Below are 17,923 nucleotides of genomic sequence, written 5' to 3'. Positions count from 1 at the left end.
AGTTATCATCTTTCTATGACCCCTGAATCCCTTGTCAAACTCGTCACAATGAAAATGCCGTTTGGTAAACATGCGGGCACACTTCTATGTGATCTGCCAGCGAATTACCTATCTTGGTTTGCTCGAGAAGGTTTCCCAAACGGTGAGATTGGCCAACTGCTTGAGCTCATGCATGAGATCGACCATAACAACTTGCGTCATCTACTCATGCCAATTGGCGCGCGCCCACTGAATCAATAATCCGAAGATTCCCACATCGTTTTCAGAGCTAATTAAGCGGCTCAAGCTTCATCATCATTCTCTTTAAGGAGAGTTTCATGATGAAGTTGAAAACAGCAGTCAGGGTTGTTAAAACAGCTAAGAGAACAGCCAAGAGAACGGCGCTGACCACTCGCAAGCGCTCAAAAAGTGTGCTCGGGCAATCGCTTAAGCTCGCAACTAAAGCAACCTTCACGTTTGGTAAGTTAATGAGCCTGGTGTTGATTGGGAGGCTCTGATCATGTCTGAAGACCAAAACACTTGTAACCAAGTGGTAACCAAACTCGCCAACTCGCAAGAGTTCACTGAAATTGCCCAAGCTCTCGATACAGGATTGCAATCCGGCATGGGGGTCCTACAGCTCTTGATGGATAACCCCATGGTCATGGGCATGCTTTTAGGTGGTGCAGGGACGAGTTATGTTCGTAGCAAGATACTTGGCCAAAGAAAAAGATAAGTCTAGAGGGTTGATCATTGCTGCATCAGCCCTCAAAGAAGATCTCACCTGGCATATATCCTTCAGTTGCTCGAAGACACACATAGATGTTGTAGCCAAACTGACAAACACCATGAAGCATCATAAAAGAGCTCACCTTCTTAAGATCCGCTTTGCATAGCGCTTGGATTTCTTTCATGGGAAGCTTTATCTTCTCGGCTAAGAGCAATGGATCCGTTAAGTGATCCATTGCCATCTTTCTGTGTAAATCATCTAACACCTCTGATTTGAACTTGAGTTCCAATTTGTTAATTGATAACTCCAGCATATCGATCGGCGGCAAGGGCTTGGTCTTGTATTGGTTACTCCCTACACCTGTTCGGCTTGAAATGTTAGTTGTGTTGAGGGTATTCGCTTTGGTAATACCAGCTTCCTTTGTTGTTTGATCACTTTGATAAATAGCGGGGCTGCAATCTCTCACAAGATTGCTGGTCTCAGGCTTCTTATGGCAAGTGATAGTAAAGACATGGTCCTCGGCTATTTCATTAAAAATAAACTGCTCTTGTTGAGGTCGATTCGGGGTATCGGGTTTGTTGGGGTTGTGGGGCTTGTCTGAGTTCAAGTGAGCGTCCTTTTAAATAAGGCTGTTAGCTTGCCTCAAAGGAAGTTCTGTGAATATCAGACATTACTTATATTTGTGTAGGAAGTCTCCTACAAATTACGAAATGAGCACCATTAACCATCGATGGTGGAGCACTTTTTGTATTGCTGAATATATTGAAATCTTAAATAGATAAAGTGATTAAAGAATTAATAACTTTTTTAAATTACTTTTTAAGCCTAGCTTGTAAATGCTCTAGCAAGCCATCGCAAGCATCTTCAACCAAATCCAAAACCTCTTCAAATCCCTCATCCCCCTTGTAGTAGGGGTCAGGCACGACTGCTGCCTGTTGTGTTTTACAAAACTCGGTGAGTCGTTTGAGTTTATGTTTTTGGTGTGCTGGAGCTAGTTGTTCTGCAATGGCGTAATTATCCCAATCCATCACCAGTACTAAATCATAACTTTCAAAATCGGCTGCGATCATTTGTCGAGCGCTAAGATCCGATAGGTCATAGCCTCTTTTCATCGCGTGAACTTGAGAGCGATGATCGGGTTCTTCTCCCACATGGTAAGCGTGCGTTCCTGCGGAGTCGACATCAATCACATGATCAAGACCTGCGTCTTTCACATACGATCGAAATACACCGTGCGCGGTAGGGCTCCTGCAAATATTTCCCATGCACACAAATAAAACAGCTAGTTTCATTTACGCATCCAACTTGGGATCACAATATTAAATTGAATGGCAAAAAGTCTCAAAATAACAATCGTCGAGAACGCGATCAAAGAAGAAAGCCATTCGTTCATGAACCAATGTTCCATGCCGATATAGACCCAGCTACCCATGAATGCAATCACGGCATAAGGGCGATGGTCAGTAAAAGCTTGGGGTATTTCATTACAAGCGATATCTCTTAAAACACCGCCGAAGATAGCGGTCATGACACCCATGAGTACTGCAATCAAGAGAGGTGAGCCGGTCACTAAAGCGATTTGCGTTCCCGAAATGGTAAACAGCGCCAAACCTAAGGCGTCGGGTACCTGAATCATCTTCTCTGTGAGTTCAATATCTTTGGAGCGGAAGAAAATCATGGCGATCACACACAAAGCCAAAATAACCCATAGCCATTGATGGTGTTCGACCCAGAAGAATGGGCGGCGGTCGAGCAGAATATCGCGCAAGGTGCCTCCGCCAAATGCTGATAGGCCGCATACCATGGAAACCCCTACGATATCTAAACGCTTGCGTGCCGCAATCACAATCCCTGTTAAGGCAAAAGCCAGTGTGCCAATGATTTCAATGGCAAGGGCTAAGCCTGTAGCGACCGTATCGTAATGAGGGTAAGAACTAAACATAAATAATCTAACTAAAGTGGTAATTCATTTTGTTGATCTTTTCTTAATAGAAAAGCATTTTGCATCTGGATGGATGTTTCTCTGCGCCCTGGGATGACGGTGATGCAGTCGCCTGCTTTGATCCAGCCACCTTGGTTCACTTGCAAATACCAACCCGACTTGCCGGATTGGATCATCGCTTTAGAGGATCCTTTGTAGGCCATTCGCGCATTAAATTTAAAGCAGGGTTCTCGAAGTTTGGTCACTTGAAGTTCTACTTCTCCAATTTGCCAAATATCCCCAACCCATACAGCGCTTTCTGAAAAACCTTCTACGCTGAGATTTTCACCGACAAAACCAAAACTAATTGGTGTGGCACGTTTGGTCTCGCGCTGGAGCAGCTCATTCCAAAATGCATAGTGTTCTGACGGGTAAGCGTAGATAGCTTTTTCTAAGCCGCCATGAACGCTGAAATCTGCTTGCTCATCGCCCTCTAGACCCACTTTGGTTACTTTGATAGGTTCAGCATCTTCCAAAGTGCTTACCGGCAACTTTTTAATCCCAGAATTAACCGTTTTGTAATCGGGATGGTCAATGCCGAATAAGGGGGAAATGGTGGCTACAGAAATTGAAACGATACGCATGACATAATTAGATCACTTTCTTAGGAGTTGAGTACAAATCCATGCCACGCTTTTCCGCCAATCTATCCCTTCTTTACGCTGATTTACCGTTTTTAGAGCGGTTTCGTGCAGCTAAGGCAGATGGCTTTCAGGCAGTGGAATGCCAATTCCCCTATGAATCCTTGTCAGGCGCTAAGCTTCATCAAATCAAAGCGGTGATGGATGAGTTGAATCTCGCGATGGATCTTCATAATCTACCGGCTGGTGACTGGGCGAGTGGTGATCGTGGTATTGCTTGTGATCCTGCTCGAGGGGAAGAATTCAAAATTGGCTTGTTGGATGCGATTCAATATGCCAAAACATTGGGAGTGCCTCATCTCAATTGTTTATCTGGAAAACTCCCCAAAGGTGTCTCTTTTGAACAGGCACAAAGTGCTTTTGTATCGAATCTCACTTTTGCAGCAGAAGCTCTAAAAAAAGAAAATATCAAATTACTGATTGAACCAATCAATACATTTGATATACCTGACTTCTTTTTATCTTCTAGTCAGCATGCGGTTGACACCATCATGGCTGTTAAATCGTCGAACCTTTATCTGCAATACGATGCCTACCATATGCACCGTATGGGGGAGAACATTCTAGAGATTGAAGATCTGATGCCCTTCATTGACCATATCCAGGTGGCAGATCACCCTGGCAGGCATGAGCCAGGTACAGGGGAGATGCCTTATGGTGATTTCTTCATGATGTTGGACGACCAGGCCTATGAGGGTTGGGTGGGCTGTGAGTACCACACACTTCATCAGGCCAATTTCTTTCAAGCTGAATAGACTGCGCTGGTCAGATGTTGATTGGCATTCATGCCGTAGCGAAAGCGTTCGGCGCATAATCTAGCTAATAGAACAATTTTTGTAAAAGTACATTTTTACTAACCTTTATTCATCCCCTTAGTTAATGACCCTTAAGCCGCCTTATTCAGAACTTTCAGCCTTGACTCAGCAAATCCAAAAAGATGGCTATTCTGTTTTGGTGCCAAGTGATCTATACCAACTCAGTCAGCATGATGCTGCTGAGTGGCAGGAGGTTGCCAAGTTTTGGAATAACTTGCCGGCTGATAGGTATTTAAAAGATGGTGGTCGCTACCGTCAACGCCGCCATTCTAGTTTTGTGATCCAGGAATCAACGGTGACCGTGGTGCCTCATCGTGCCCATTGGCAGCCCGTCTCTTATAACGCACTTCACGGGGGCATTGATCGCTGGTTTGAACCTTGTGAGGCTGGGTTTATTGACTCACCGGTGTTAAAAGATTTTTTACAAAAGTTAGCCACTCGTCTCAATCAATTGCCGGCTCAACAAAGCCAACAAGACAAGCCATGGTTTGTGGAAGTTCATCAATTTAGGATTGACACAACCGACGGTATTGGAAGACCAACTCCCGAAGGGGCGCACCGTGATGGTGTTGATTATGTGGCGGTACTGATGCTACAGCGTCAGTTGATCAAAGGTGGTGAAACACGCGTGTTTGAATCCGTGGGTCCACAAGGTCAACGTTTTACGCTCCATGAGCCTATGAGTCTTTTGGTGTTGGATGACGCACGAGTTGTTCATGAAACAACTCCGATACAACCGATCGATCCAGAAGGAAGCTCTCAAGCTTGGCGTGATACCTTGGTAGTCACCTTTCGCCGCGAAGGTTTCCAGGATAGTCCTGCTCAGTAAGTCAAAAGCTTAATCGATCTTGATCAAGCGATGCGAGACGTACTGACCTTTAGAGTTCACCTGTACTAAAACCATTTGTCCTGAACCCACACCTTCACCCGTGAACGCTTGAATATTCACTTGATGCGTCACCATGATGAGTGGCTTGTTGCTTTTGGTGATTAATTCTTTTTGGATTTTTTTCTGAAGTTCCACTGTCTGGTTTCTGGAATCACCGCGGTTTTCAAAAAAAGAACTCAATGAATTTTCTGAATGAACGGGTCCGATATGGAGTAGGGCTGCTGTATCCATACAGCGGCACCAGGGGCTACTCAGAACACGTGCCTCTTTTATTCCAAGGGCTCTGAGCCACTCACCAATCTCGCGGGCTTGTTTCTTACCAGCATCACCAAGATTACGTTGTGTGGAGCAATCTTTGACATCAAAACCTGCTGGATCGCTGTATCCCGGTGCATCAGCATGTCGCATCATCAAGACATGCTGAGAGCCTTGAAGTTGCTTATGGAGTGGATCGGGTGCGGCGAAAACAGGGGAGCTGACGCAAGTTAAAAATAGAATAAAAATAGAACAACTAAAAAGAGCGAATCTTGTTAGAGAAGAAAGCCCTCGCCAAAGTGAAGTTGAAACATGCTTTGCAGGGTTGGCATCTCTACTGAATAACATCACATTCCTTCTTTAAGAACAGCGTGTTGTTGTGTCTCTAATAGCGTCTCTGATTTTGATTCTATTTTTTTGTTTCAAGTATTTTGGCTTCTTTTAGTTTTTTTCGCTGATCCGGCTTGAGTGTTGCTGTATGGGTGATGCTATTGGGATTCATCGTCATAGGAAGGTAAGTCTGCTGAGACCAAGCGTTAGCAAAGTTGCTGTAATGGCGACTATTGATCCACCCCGATTGACCTGTTTGATAAATGAACTGAGATTTATCTAAATCAGATAAATCAAAAATAGTTCTCAAACTTGCTGCTTTAGTCACTTTGAAAGGATTGCTGGCATCGCCTAAGTCCATAAAGCCAACGTTGATGGTAAATCCATCACCGGGTGTTGGTCGGCTGATTTCAAAATGACGCTTAAGTAAACTAACCTGGCTAAAAGGACGATGCTCTGATGTGGCGATATGAACTTTCCCCCATAACCAAGACTCGGGTTGATTGCCTAGGCGCTTGGATAGTTGAGTCAGTGCCTCAGAATAGGCCAGATTGATGAGCTCTTCACACGTCTCAACGGGAGCTGTGCTGGTGATATCACACCAATAGGCTGCTTCAGGTCGGTTGGCGGCATGCAGATTTAGGATGTGGTGCAAGCCGGCGCGGAAGTCACGCTTGCCATATTCAATAGCAAAGCTGATGCCTAATTTTTCTGCAAACATCAAGCGCGTTAACTGATGTGCCCATTCGTTATAAATGGTTGCGCCGACACTGTTCAAATGCATATCACCGTTGAACTGATTCAGAATCGCTTTTGCTTTGGCATCTAGTGCGTGTGTTGATGTTGCATTTAATAAAAGTGGCAAAAGATCTTTTGCTGACAATGACACCGTATCTGTTTGAATTGTTTTCATGCTAGCCACATCATGCTTCTCTTGCGCTTCTAAAAGCGATTCAATGCGATTATGACGATAGGGCATATGCCAGTCGGCAGTGAGTGGATGGGGGTCGTTGGCGGCATGAACACGTTGATTGGCAGTTGCAATCCAGCCCTTTGCTGGATTATTTTCTTTTGGAAGTGTGTCTAAGCTGAGATACGGATTCCAATCGTATTGGCGCTCCCAGCCCAAACTGGGGGCTGAGCCAAACAAACCCTGTCCCTTGGTTCTTTTGGGAACTGCGCCAATCGCTCGATAAGCTACTTGCCCATCTTGGTCAGCCATCACAACGTTTTGCATGGGTGCGTAGTAGTGCTTGAGGGCATCTTTGAACTGATCCAAGGTTTGCGCCTGATTCATCTTAAAACCAGCAACCAAGGTTTGATTGGCAGCATCCAGTGCGGTCCATCGCATGGAAATTGCAAATCGTTTGGTATCGATGAGATTTTGAGCTCTTTCATAGGCGTCGGAGATCACAGGGCCGTGTCTGGTTTCTCGAGCAATAAAACGAACCGGTTCTTGTCCCTTCACGGCAATTGTTTCTTCACGAAGAATGAAGCTTTTAGACCCATCAGGTGTTTTGTAACTATTGGATTGCTCTGTATTCAAAGCCTCGATATAGAGGTCTTGTACATCGGGGTCGGTATTGGTAAATCCCCAGGCTATCTGTTTTGTTCGTCCAATCACCACGCCCGGTATCCCCGGCATGGTGGCCCCCATCACATTGAGTTCAGGCGATTCAATATGAGCCATGTACCAAATGGCTGGAGCCGTTAAGCCTAAATGAGGATCATTGGCCAGAAGGGGTTTGCCGCTCACAGTCTTTTCGCCAGAGACCACCCAGTTATTAGAGCCAAGACCATCGACACCACCCGGGAGCGATTGGGAAAATTGGCGAAGGGCGGTCAGGCCCATTGAATGATCTATTGCTCGAGCTGGTAAAACACTCGTGGTGCTTTTTACTGGTTCTTTATTGAACAAACCAATCTCTTGGTACATTTTTGAAAAGTTGACGGTTGTTGGTGCAGTTTCACCAGGGTAGGGTGGCAATACTTCCCATATGCGTTGCGTGTCTAGCTTTTTAGAAAGCTCTAAGCGAATAAATTCTTTATGCCAGTTACCTCCTAAATCAAGTGCCATCATTAAAGACCATGCCACTGAATCAGCAGGACTCCAAGCTGCTGGCTGAGTTCCTAAAATCATGAACTCGGCGGGTAATGCCCAGCCCAGTCGTCGATAGCCATCATTAACGCCTTCTGCATAAGCGTGAAGTTGACGTTTGTACTCAATTGGAAAGTGATCGAATTGTTTTTCTGCCGCTCTTCTGATACCTAAGGTTCGAATGAACTTATCAAGCGCCACTGTCTGAGGACCCAAAATTTCAGAAAGCTTGCCTGCAGCTAAGCGACGATTAAATTCCATTTGCCATGGACGTTCCGTGGCATGCAGAAAGCCAAGGGTGTGCCAAGCATCCTCACTATTTTTGGCATTAATATGTGGAATGGCATTTTCATCAAATTTAACGATGACAGAAGAGCTTAGCCCTTGGGCGAGCACCTCGCCATCTAATTGATTTTTAGTGGATAGGAAGTAAACACTTAAAAAAACTAATATTAATACCAAGCTAGTGCATAAGAAAATGAAGAGCCATTTACCGTAACGCATCAGTTTTTGACGATTCTTAATGATGCTGATACTCATATTAGGTAAAACCCCTAGCAAAAAACGCGTTTATATAGATGCGTATTTTTTCACAGAGTGCTAAATTAGTCTCAACTTGTGGAAATTATTTTCCAAGGTTGAAAAATGTTAATAACAGAGGAGACATCAATGTCAGAGAACAAAGTTCAATCACGTCGTAAATTTATTGCGACCACAACAGCTGCTGCAGCTGGTGCAGGTACGCTAGGTTTCCCAATGATTGCGAACGCGCAAACAGTTAATTTGCGTTTCCAAAGTACATGGCCTACAAAAGATATTTTCCACGAGTACGCACAAGATTTCTGCGACAAGGTCAACAAGATGTCTTCAGGCCGTCTTAAGATTGAATTGTTGCCAGCTGGTTCAGTTGTTCCAGCTTTCGGTTTGTTAGATGCAGTAAGTAAAGGTACATTGGACGGTGGTCACGGTGTGGTTGCTTACTGGTACGGTAAGAGCCCAGCTTTAGCGCTATGGGGATCAGGCCCAGCTTTCGGTATGGACCCTAATATGGTTCTAGCATGGCATGAGCATGGTGGTGGTAAGGCTATGTTAGAGAGCATCTACAAGTCTCTTAACTTAGACGTTACTTCATTCTTGTACGGCCCAATGCCTACACAGCCTTTAGGTTGGTTCAAGAAGCCAGTTGTTAAGACAGAAGACATGAAGGGTCTCAAGTACCGTACTGTTGGTCTTTCAATTGATATTTTCAAAGATATGGGTGTTTCAGTGAACGCATTGCCAGGTGGCGAGATCGTTCCTGCGATGGACCGTGGTCTATTGGATGCTGCTGAATTCAACAATGCTTCTTCAGATCGTTTATTGGGCTTCCCTGACGTATCTAAAGTATGTATGTTGCAATCTTTCCACCAGTGTTCAGAGCAGTTTGAGATTCTTTTCAATAAGAAGAAATTAGATTCAATGCCTCCAGAACTACGTGCAATGATCAACGTAGCAGTTCAAGCTTCTTCAGCTGAAATGAGCTGGAAAGCGATCGATCGTTATTCAAAAGATTACGTCGAAATGCAAACTAAGCAGAACGTTAAGTTCTACAAGACGCCAGATCCAATCTTGCGTGCTCAGTTGGCTGCTTGGGACAAGATCATTGCTGCGAAATCAACAGAAAATGCTGATTTCAAACGCGTTCTTGAATCTATGCGTACTTTTGCTCAGCGTGCTTGCCGCTGGCAGAACGATACAACCGTTGATTACAAGATGGCTTACAACCACTATTTCGGTCGTAAAGCTCCAGCAAATAAGTCTTAATCATCGTTTGATGTAGTATCAACACCCACCTAAGTATACTAGGTGGGTGTTTGTTGTTTATAACTATAAAAATTCTGGAAGACATATGCAAAAACTTCTTTTAACAGTCGATAAAATCTCGACATGGCTTGGACAGTTTTCAGCTTGGTCAATTGCAATTTTGACTCTCATTATTTGCTGGGAAGTTAGTTCTCGTTACTTATTTAATACACCCCATGATTGGGTATTCGACTCAACTTATATGTTGTACGGTGTTTTATTTATGATGGCAGGTGCTTATACCTTGTCCAAAAATGGTCATGTGCGTGGTGACGTGCTTTATGGTTTTTTTACTCCTCGCACCCAAGCCTCGCTTGATTTGATTTTGTACTTCATCTTTTTTATTCCAGGTATTGTGGCTTTGGTTTATGCCGGCCTTGAGTTTTCAATGATTTCTCTAGCGATTAACGAGCACACCACTCAAACTGCTAATGGGCCTCCGATTTGGCCGTTTAAATTCATTATTCCGATCGCTGGAGCTTTGCTATTGCTGCAAGGTTGTGCGGAAATCATCCGTTGTGTGATCTGTATAAAGACTGGTGATTGGCCTAAGCGCGAGCACGACGTTGAAGAAGTTGACGTTGATAAATTAAAAGCCATGGTAAGCCATGATGATGAAAAGAAGGGCGCTTAATCATGCGTAAGGAACTCTATTTCGGTTTTAGTATTATGGCGGCGATTGTTGTGGGTACTTTGGCGTATATGCCATCGTTCTCAGAGATGACCAACGGCCATTTAGGTTTGTTAATGTTGAGCTTGGTTGTTGTGACCATCATGATGGGTTTCCCAACTGCCTTCACATTAATGGGTATGGGCATGCTCTTTGCATTCTTTGCTTTCCACAATCAAGGTGAGGGTGATGCGCAAGCGATCAAGCGAACGCTTGACCTGATGGTTCAAAGAACATTCTCGGTCATGACCAATGACGTATTGGTATCAATTCCGTTGTTCGTTTTCATGGGTTACTTAGTTGAACGTGCTAACTTGATTGAGAAGCTATTCAAAAGCTTGCACCTATCATTAGCTAGGGTTCCTGGAGCGCTTGCTGTTGCTACTTTAGTTACCTGTGCCATTTTCGCTACAGCAACAGGTATTGTTGGTGCGGTTGTTACATTGATGGGTTTGTTGGCATTACCGGCTATGTTGAAGGCTGGCTACAACGTTAAGTTATCAGCTGGCGTTATCACTGCCGGCGGTTGCTTAGGTATTTTGATTCCACCATCAGTGATGTTGATTGTGTATGGCGCTACAGCGGGTGTATCAGTTGTGAAGCTTTATGCAGGCGCATTCTTCCCTGGTTTGATGCTGGCTGCCTTATACATCGGCTATGTGATCATCGTTGCAAAGTTGAAACCTGAATGGGCTCCTCCGTTATCTGAAAAAGACCGTCATGTTAATTTAACACCAGCATCTCAGAAACTGGCAACCTTTGGTAAATTGGCTTTACCAGCAGTCCTTGCTGCTGCTAAAGGTCGCGCTGCTGCAGGTATCAGCACTAAAGAATTACTCAAGCAATTAGCCATCATTGTTGGGCCTCTTTTGTTATTCGTGGTGATGATGACGGCGATTCACCGTGCAGCTACTCCTATCATCGAACAAGCTGCTGTTGTGACGATGGAGAGTGATGGCGGCATGATGAGCCTTGAAGAGGCTCCAAGTTCCTCGGATGACAATGGTTTAGCGCCTCCTCCAGGTAGTGAAGAGGCTCCAGTTGCCATGGGTGTTGCATTACCTCCAGGCGCTGAAGAAGCAAAAGCTCCAGTTGCTGCAACAGCAACTGCCACTGCTCCTGCAGCTGAGGCAGATAAAGCGCCAGCTGAGAGACAGCCAACCCCGATGTGGTTCTGGATCATGTTGGGTATTGGTTTGGCAATTGGCGCGGTCTTTTACTACACGCTCACAATGGCTCGCCTTGAGATTTTCAAGATGTTATTGGGCTCATTCTTCCCATTAGCAATTTTGATCTTGTTTGTATTGGGAACGATTGTGTTCGGCTTAGCAACGCCGACTGAAGCCGCCGCGGTAGGCTCTTTGGGTGGTTTCATACTGGCTTGGGCTTACAAACAACTCAATATGGACGTCGTGCGTGAATCAGTCTTCTTAACGGCTAAGACAAGCGCCATGGTTTGCTGGTTGTTTGTTGGTTCATCAATCTTCTCGGCAGCGTTTGCATTGTTGGGTGGTCAGCAGTTAATCGAACAGTGGGTTCTAGGTCTTGGCCTAACAACATTCCAGTTCCTAGTGCTATCTCAAGTTATTATTTTCTTATTGGGCTGGCCTCTAGAGTGGACTGAGATCATTGTGATCTTTATGCCAATCTTTATTCCTTTGTTAGCACACTACAACGTTGATCCACTATTCTTCGGTTTATTGGTCGCATTGAACTTGCAAACAGCCTTCTTATCACCGCCTGTCGCGATGGCTGCGTTCTACCTCAAAGGCGTTTCGCCGCCACACGTGACACTCAATCAGATCTTTGCCGGAATGATGCCGTTTATGGCTATTCAGGTGTTTGCCTTGGTTATCTTGTATGCGTTCCCAGCTATTGGTATGTGGTTGCCAGGGGTCCTTTACAAGTAATTTAAGTACCTCAAAAACAACAAACAAACCCCACTTTTTGTGGGGTTTGTTTTTTTATATGTAAAATGCTGACTTCGTTACAAATTAACTTAATGATTAGTCATAGTTAGTAAGTAAATTTGAAGTTATTTAGTTGTGAGTTAGAAATAAGAAATACAACTATTTGCGACTACAATGTTGAATGTTCTACTGCCCGAGTGACGAAATAGGTAGACGTAAGGGATTTAAAATCCCTCGGCTTAAACAGCCGTGCCGGTTCGATTCCGGCCTCGGGCACCACAATCTCTGCAGCAGCTTTATAACTACGGTTTTTAAAAGTTGATGCATGAGTCAGAAATTAAAAAGCCCCTAGTAGATTTAATCCACCAGGGGCTTTTCTTTATGACTGAAGCTTTAAGTCTTATTTCTTAGCTGGTTCAGCGGTTGGTGCTGCAGGTGCAGTTGTTTCTGCAGGCTTTTTCTCATCAACATGAAGCGCTTCGGCACCATGCTTCTCGCCGCCCATATCAATGTCGCCATCCCCTTTAACTAGCAAATAACCAGTGGCGATGATTAAAATTAAAACCGTGATTGCGATTGCGCGATTGCTCATTTTCCTTACTCCCTCAAGAACGTTTGTTGTAAATAAAAAGTGAATTAATTGAAATTTCTATAGTTGGCATAGATATTTGAAACTGCAGAAAAACCCAAGCATACCAAGCCGCATGCTAAAACATATTCTGGGCTAAGGTTGAGAAGGTTGTTGATAGCGGGTATAAAAAACACAAGAGCCATTGCCCCAACCAACCCTGCCAGAACGTAAATATACTGTTTAACAAAAAGCCCGAAGGTGATAGCGATGATCACCAAAATTAAATTGGTTGCCAGGTCGTCAATTAGACGAAAAATATTTTGTATGTCTTGATTGTTGGTTGCTTGGGCAAAAATAAACATCATCATGATGCTTGATAAGACCAACAAGTTAGGTAGAAGTTTTTTGATGAAAATCATGATTGGCCGCTAACAATAAATAGTATTTGGAAGCAAAAGAATAGCAAGAAGGCTGTTGTTATAGAAACTGCAGCTAATTTCTTCAAATAGATGGGGAGGTGGTCGTTGCTATTGGTGTCAGCTGTTTTGAGAAAAATCTGATCAAAGCGTTTCCAGACAAGAACACCGGCAGCAATTGGTAGAACAATTGCTAGTATTCCAAAAAAAATGATCATGTTGTAATGTCTTTCACATTAAGAGGCTTTGTATTTTAACCAGAAGAATCTATTTCAAGGCCAATTATGAGGCATTCATTATCGGTTGTTATTTTGAGAACACTTTCTGAAGTGATAAATGTAAATAATTCGCTTAATTTATAAGTATTTACCCTGAAAAAATATACTTTGTAAGAAATTTCAGAGAAATTTTGAACATAATAGGCACCGTAGTTACTTTTAATATTTTTTACAGGAGTTCATCATGGCAACAACTAAAGCCGCACCGATGACAGCTGAAGAGCGCAAGGTTATTTTTGCATCTTCACTTGGAACGGTATTTGAATGGTATGACTTTTATTTGTATGGCTCATTGGCAGCAATTATTGCTAAGCAGTTCTTCTCAGGATTAGATGCAGGCTCTGCATTTATTTTCGCGCTCTTAGCTTTTGCGGCCGGCTTTATTGTGCGTCCGTTTGGTGCCTTGGTGTTTGGTCGCTTAGGTGACTTGATTGGTCGTAAATACACCTTCCTAGTAACAATTCTTATTATGGGTGGTGCGACATTTATTGTAGGTATCTTGCCTACTTATGCAACGATTGGTGTTGCTGCTCCAGTAATCCTAATTATCTTGCGCATGTTGCAAGGTTTAGCTCTGGGTGGTGAGTACGGTGGTGCTGCAACTTATGTTGCTGAGCATGCTCCTCACGGCCGTCGTGGTGCTTACACTGCTTGGATTCAGACTACTGCAACATTGGGTCTATTCTTGTCTTTATTGGTTATTTTGTTCACACGTGAATTAACAGGACCAAATTTTGAAGTTTGGGGCTGGCGCGTTCCGTTCCTCTTATCAATTTTATTGTTGGCTGTTTCTGTCTACATTCGTTTGTCAATGAATGAGTCACCAGCTTTCAAGAAAATGAAAGAAGAGAACAAGCTTTCAAAAGCACCTTTGACAGAATCATTCGGTCAATGGAAAAACTTAAAGATTGTTATCTTGGCTCTTTTTGGTTTGGTAGCTGGTCAAGCTGTTGTTTGGTATACCGGTCAGTTCTATGCTTTGTTCTATTTGACACAAGTATTGAAAGTGGATGCTAAGACAGCTAACTTGTTAATTGCTGCTTCATTGGTAGTTGGCACACCATTCTTCATCGTGTTTGGCGCATTGTCAGACAGAATTGGTCGTAAAGTAATCATCATGGCAGGTTTGTTACTCGCCATCATTACTTATATCCCAAATACGCCTGTTTCAATTTTTAATGCTTTGACACACTTCGCTAACCCAGCGTTGGAATTGGCAATGAAAAATTCTCCAGCGACAGTTACTGTTGATGAAGCAGAATGTACATTCCAATTTAACCCAACAGGTACAGCTAAGTTCACAAGCTCATGCGATATCGCTAAGCAAGTGATGGCTTCAAACTCAGCAAGCTACTCAACAATCCCTGCTGCTGCAGGATCAGTTGCGGTTGTTAAGATTGGTGATAAAGTCATTGAAGGCTATACATCAAAAGGCTTATCTGCTGATGAGGCAAAAGCAAAAAGCGCTGCTTTCAACAAGGATGTTCGTGAGGCATTAAATGCAGCCGGTTATCCAGCAAAAGCAAACCCTGCTGAAGTTAACCTTGTAGCGGTTTTTGCGTTGTTGGTAGTGTTGGTGATTTATGTAACGATGGTTTATGGTCCTATCGCAGCAATGCTTGTTGAGATGTTCCCAACTCGTATTCGTTACACATCAATGTCTTTACCTTACCATATTGGTAACGGTTGGTTCGGTGGTTTATTGCCAACTATTTCATTCGCTTTGGTTGCGCAAAACGGTAACATCTACTACGGTTTATGGTACCCAATCGCTATCGCAGCAATGACTTTTGTGATCGGTATGTTGTTTGTCCGTGAAACTAAAGATGTTGATATCTATGCAAATGACTAATTAACTTTTAGTTATCTGTTGATGAAAACCCAGCTCATTGAGCTGGGTTTTTTTATGCCTCAATACGCCGAACGAGTATTCAAAATAAGCATGCCAATTTCAGCTTCCCATATATAAATTAAAGAAAAAGTAAAAAAGTACTATATTTATCTTTTCATCGAATTAATTTAAATTACGCTCTCAGTTTTTTGAGCAGCTAGGACTCTTTAATGACATATAAGATCAACTCTATTTCCGTTAAAACTCGTCAAAGATTAATAGCCGTTTTAAGCCTATCAGTTTTATTAAGTATTTCTTGGTGGCATAGCGTACAAGCAGAACCACAGCCAGCAGAAATTCTGGCAATTTATTTCACACCACCAGCAGGTGGTGCTGGTGGCTTAATCAAGCAGATCGATGCATCAAAAAAAACTATTAAAGTGATGGCTTATGGTTTTACAGCGATGCCTTTGAGTGATGCTCTCGTTAGAGCTCATCGCCGCGGGGTCAAAGTACAGTTACTTCAAGATGAGAAAAGTGCCAGTAATAATGGGGATGCAGTTAATCAGTTAATTGCTGCTGGTATTGAGGTGCGTGAAGATGGTAAGCATGCGATTCAACATAACAAAGTGATGCTGATCGATGATGATATTGTCATTACCGGTAGTTACAACTTCACTAAGTCAGCAGAAGTTCGTAATGCTGAAAATATCATTATTCTTAAATCTGTGTATGCATCCAAACGTTACTCTGATAACTGGGTGACTCATTGGGGTCATGGTCAAGAAGCATCTCAAAAACCCTCCAAAAAGCAACGGCACTAAGAGTTTTTAGATATTCTTCAAGTAGAATGAGTTGAGATTATGGTTGTATCGCAGCAGCCAGGTCATTCCAAAATAACGTCATTGATTACTATATAAAGACCAGGCATGAATCCAAGTACCATTCAATTAATTGCGTCGATCCTATTTGCTATTGCGGTAGTCCATACCTTCTCGACGTCCATTTTTCAAAATCTGGCACATAAGCATCCTAACCATGCTGGTCTCTTTCATTTGTTGGGTGAAGTGGAGGCGGTATTTGGATTCTGGGCGTTGATTCTGGTTTTATCGATCGCATTTATGGTGGGTGGCTCCGCTTCAGTGGAGTATTTGGAAGGTCGCAACTATACAGAGCCTTTATTCGTATTTGCCATCATGGTTGTGGCAGCTAGCAAACCAGTTTTAGTTTTTGCTGAAACATTAGTTCACTACACAACTGTGTCAGTCAGTAAATTATTTCGATTACCTCATCACATTGTTAATTACTTTATTACGCTAAGCCTTGTTCCGCTTTTGGGTTCATTTATTACTGAGCCTGCTGCAATGACCTTAGCTGCTTTGCTTTTAAAAGACAAAGTTTTTGCTACTACTAAAAACGTCAAAGTGATGTACTGGACGATTGGCATTTTATTTGTGAATATTTCTATTGGCGGTGCATTAACAAGTTTTGCTGCGCCACCCATTTTGATGGTCGCTCAAGCTTGGGGGTGGGATAGTTTGACGGTGTTTAATTTGTTGGGTTCAAAAGCGATCGTTGCTGTTTTTTCTAATGCAGCCTTAGGAACTCTATTGCTTCATAAAGATATCCCGACCTTCAGCCTTAAAAAGGCTGACAAACAAATGCCAGCTTATGTTCAGGTGATTCACTTACTATTTTTAAGTGGCGTTGTTATCTTTGCACACCACCCGGTGGTGTTCATCAGCTTGTTGTTGTTTTTTATGGGCTACACAACAGCCTATTCTAGGTATCAAAATCCATTGCTTTTAAAAGAGTCATTGATGGTGGCGTTCTTCTTGGCTGGCCTTGTGGTTTTAGGTGGATTACAACAATGGTGGTTGCAGCCTGTTCTTGAGGGGATGAGTGCAACCTGGGTGTACTTCGGAGCAACTGCTTTGACGGCAGTGACGGATAATGCTGCATTAACTTACTTGGGCTCATTGGTACAGGGTACTAGTGAGGAGTTCAAATATGCTTTGGTAGCAGGTGCTCTGACGGGTGGCGGTTTAACCGTCATTGCCAATGCACCTAATCCAGCCGGTATGGCAATTTTGAGAGAGCATTTCCCGGATGCCAGTGTTTCGGCACTCTATTTATTCTTAGCTGCATTGCCGCCGACCTTGATTGCTATTTTAGCTTTTCAATTCTTGTAATCTGAGGTCAAATCCATGGGGATGCGCAAAAAGTCAGATTTACCAACCAAAGTCTGTGACGTTTGCCAGCGACCATTTACTTGGCGAAAAAAGTGGGAGAAAGTCTGGGCAGAAGTGAAATACTGCTCCGACCGCTGCCGAAGCCAGCGATCAACTAAATAGGAATTCCGTTTGAAAAAGCCCGTATTGGATCCTGCAGACGTTTCTCGCATCATTGAGATGGCATGGGAGGATCGCACTCCATTTGATGCAATTGAGGCCAGTTATGGGCTCAATGAGTCACATGTGATTGATCTGATGCGCCATGAGATGAAGCCCAGCTCATTTAGGATGTGGCGCAAGCGGGTCACAGGTCGTGGAACCAAGCACGCATCTAGACGCCCGGATGAGGTGAAGCGTGCTTATTGCCCCACGCAATATAAGCCTAAATAAAGGTCTCCTAAAAATACCCTTCATAATTTGGTACTTTTGATAGATTTATCAGCTAGTCATATA

The 17,923-nt window shown here is 43.4% G+C and carries 21 protein-coding genes and 1 tRNA gene; 14 read left to right on the top strand and 8 right to left on the bottom strand.

Annotated features, from left to right (window positions below):
- Nucleotides 1-15: 15 nt before the first annotated feature.
- The 3 genes from ICN28_RS02395 (at nt 16) to ICN28_RS02385 (ending at nt 715) form a co-directional block, all read left to right on the top strand.
- Nucleotides 16-240 (top strand): DUF3820 family protein, encoded by a 225-nt coding sequence (locus ICN28_RS02395; RefSeq protein WP_216285954.1) that lies wholly within the window; start codon nt 16-18, stop codon nt 238-240.
- Between the two features lie 77 nt (nt 241-317).
- Nucleotides 318-497 carry a hypothetical protein gene (locus tag ICN28_RS02390; RefSeq protein ID WP_216285953.1) on the top strand — a complete coding sequence of 60 codons (180 nt, stop codon included), beginning with the start codon at nt 318-320 and terminating at the stop codon, nt 495-497.
- Between the two features lie 2 nt (nt 498-499).
- Nucleotides 500-715 carry a hypothetical protein gene (locus tag ICN28_RS02385; protein WP_216285952.1) on the top strand — a complete coding sequence of 72 codons (216 nt, stop codon included), beginning with the start codon at nt 500-502 and terminating at the stop codon, nt 713-715.
- Between the two features lie 25 nt (nt 716-740).
- Here the strand turns inward: ICN28_RS02385 and ICN28_RS02380 are convergent, their stop codons facing one another.
- From ICN28_RS02380 to ICN28_RS02365, 4 genes are all read right to left on the bottom strand, one after another.
- Entirely contained in the window at nt 741-1,316 is a 576-nt protein-coding gene (locus tag ICN28_RS02380) for a hypothetical protein (RefSeq protein ID WP_216285951.1), read from the bottom strand.
- Nucleotides 1,317-1,521: 205 nt separating this feature from the next.
- Nucleotides 1,522-2,001 (bottom strand): low molecular weight protein-tyrosine-phosphatase, encoded by a 480-nt coding sequence (locus tag ICN28_RS02375; RefSeq protein WP_216285950.1) that lies wholly within the window; start codon nt 1,999-2,001, stop codon nt 1,522-1,524.
- Nucleotides 1,998-2,651 (bottom strand): trimeric intracellular cation channel family protein, encoded by a 654-nt coding sequence (locus ICN28_RS02370; RefSeq protein WP_216285947.1) that lies wholly within the window; start codon nt 2,649-2,651, stop codon nt 1,998-2,000. The genes ICN28_RS02375 and ICN28_RS02370 overlap by 4 nt, the downstream gene beginning before the upstream one ends.
- Nucleotides 2,652-2,662: 11 nt before the next feature.
- The gene (locus ICN28_RS02365) at nt 2,663-3,274 is read right to left on the bottom strand and encodes an MOSC domain-containing protein (protein ID WP_216285945.1); all 612 of its coding nucleotides are present in this window, start codon (nt 3,272-3,274) and stop codon (nt 2,663-2,665) included.
- Between the two features lie 41 nt (nt 3,275-3,315).
- Here ICN28_RS02365 and ICN28_RS02360 point away from each other — a divergent pair, with 41 nt between their 5' ends.
- Nucleotides 3,316-4,086, top strand: a complete 771-nt coding sequence (locus tag ICN28_RS02360; protein ID WP_216285942.1) for a hydroxypyruvate isomerase family protein — start codon at nt 3,316-3,318, stop codon at nt 4,084-4,086.
- Nucleotides 4,087-4,246: 160 nt separating this feature from the next.
- Nucleotides 4,247-4,975 (top strand): 2OG-Fe dioxygenase family protein, encoded by a 729-nt coding sequence (locus ICN28_RS02355; protein ID WP_370626430.1) that lies wholly within the window; start codon nt 4,247-4,249, stop codon nt 4,973-4,975.
- A gap of 9 nt (nt 4,976-4,984) precedes the next feature.
- Here ICN28_RS02355 and ICN28_RS02350 read toward each other — a convergent pair whose 3' ends face one another.
- On the bottom strand, nt 4,985-5,638 hold the full coding sequence (locus tag ICN28_RS02350; RefSeq protein ID WP_216285939.1) for a histidine phosphatase family protein: 654 nt from the start codon (nt 5,636-5,638) through the stop codon (nt 4,985-4,987).
- A 61-nt stretch (nt 5,639-5,699) separates the two neighbouring features.
- Nucleotides 5,700-8,258 carry a penicillin acylase family protein gene (locus ICN28_RS02345; RefSeq protein WP_216285937.1) on the bottom strand — a complete coding sequence of 853 codons (2,559 nt, stop codon included), beginning with the start codon at nt 8,256-8,258 and terminating at the stop codon, nt 5,700-5,702.
- Nucleotides 8,259-8,387: 129 nt separating this feature from the next.
- Between ICN28_RS02345 and ICN28_RS02340 the strand changes: the two genes are divergently transcribed.
- The 4 genes from ICN28_RS02340 to ICN28_RS02325 all read left to right on the top strand — a co-directional run bounded on the left by ICN28_RS02340 (nt 8,388) and on the right by ICN28_RS02325 (nt 12,419).
- A complete protein-coding gene (locus tag ICN28_RS02340; RefSeq protein WP_216285935.1) occupies nt 8,388-9,521 on the top strand; it encodes a TRAP transporter substrate-binding protein in 1,134 nt (377 codons plus the stop codon).
- Nucleotides 9,522-9,606: 85 nt separating this feature from the next.
- Nucleotides 9,607-10,194, top strand: coding sequence for a TRAP transporter small permease subunit (locus ICN28_RS02335; RefSeq protein ID WP_216285932.1), 588 nt, complete (start codon nt 9,607-9,609; stop codon nt 10,192-10,194).
- Between the two features lie 2 nt (nt 10,195-10,196).
- A complete protein-coding gene (locus ICN28_RS02330) occupies nt 10,197-12,140 on the top strand; it encodes a TRAP transporter large permease subunit (protein ID WP_216285930.1) in 1,944 nt (647 codons plus the stop codon).
- Between the two features lie 191 nt (nt 12,141-12,331).
- A tRNA-Leu gene (locus tag ICN28_RS02325) sits at nt 12,332-12,419 on the top strand.
- 121 nt (nt 12,420-12,540) lie between these two features.
- Here the strand turns inward: ICN28_RS02325 and ICN28_RS02320 are convergent.
- Together ICN28_RS02320 and ICN28_RS02315 are read right to left on the bottom strand one after the other, a co-directional pair.
- A complete protein-coding gene (locus tag ICN28_RS02320; RefSeq protein ID WP_216285928.1) occupies nt 12,541-12,732 on the bottom strand; it encodes a hypothetical protein in 192 nt (63 codons plus the stop codon).
- 44 nt (nt 12,733-12,776) lie between these two features.
- Nucleotides 12,777-13,130, bottom strand: coding sequence for a hypothetical protein (locus tag ICN28_RS02315; RefSeq protein ID WP_216285926.1), 354 nt, complete (start codon nt 13,128-13,130; stop codon nt 12,777-12,779).
- 459 nt (nt 13,131-13,589) lie between these two features.
- Between ICN28_RS02315 and ICN28_RS02310 the strand changes: the two genes are divergently transcribed.
- The 5 genes from ICN28_RS02310 (at nt 13,590) to ICN28_RS02290 (ending at nt 17,860) form a co-directional block, all read left to right on the top strand.
- On the top strand, nt 13,590-15,257 hold the full coding sequence (locus tag ICN28_RS02310; RefSeq protein ID WP_216285924.1) for an MFS transporter: 1,668 nt from the start codon (nt 13,590-13,592) through the stop codon (nt 15,255-15,257).
- Between the two features lie 209 nt (nt 15,258-15,466).
- Nucleotides 15,467-16,060 carry a phospholipase D family protein gene (locus ICN28_RS02305; RefSeq protein ID WP_216285922.1) on the top strand — a complete coding sequence of 198 codons (594 nt, stop codon included), beginning with the start codon at nt 15,467-15,469 and terminating at the stop codon, nt 16,058-16,060.
- A gap of 105 nt (nt 16,061-16,165) precedes the next feature.
- On the top strand, nt 16,166-17,428 hold the full coding sequence (locus tag ICN28_RS02300) for a putative Na+/H+ antiporter (protein ID WP_216285920.1): 1,263 nt from the start codon (nt 16,166-16,168) through the stop codon (nt 17,426-17,428).
- A gap of 15 nt (nt 17,429-17,443) precedes the next feature.
- Nucleotides 17,444-17,590 (top strand): DUF2256 domain-containing protein, encoded by a 147-nt coding sequence (locus ICN28_RS02295; protein ID WP_216285919.1) that lies wholly within the window; start codon nt 17,444-17,446, stop codon nt 17,588-17,590.
- Nucleotides 17,591-17,599: 9 nt separating this feature from the next.
- A complete protein-coding gene (locus ICN28_RS02290) occupies nt 17,600-17,860 on the top strand; it encodes a TIGR03643 family protein (protein WP_216285917.1) in 261 nt (86 codons plus the stop codon).
- Nucleotides 17,861-17,923: the final 63 nt, after the last annotated feature.

This window comes from Polynucleobacter sp. 30F-ANTBAC, from assembly GCF_018882385.1.
Classification (GTDB): Bacteria; Pseudomonadota; Gammaproteobacteria; order Burkholderiales; family Burkholderiaceae; genus Polynucleobacter.
This window is presented reverse-complemented; position numbering and strand designations above follow the sequence as displayed.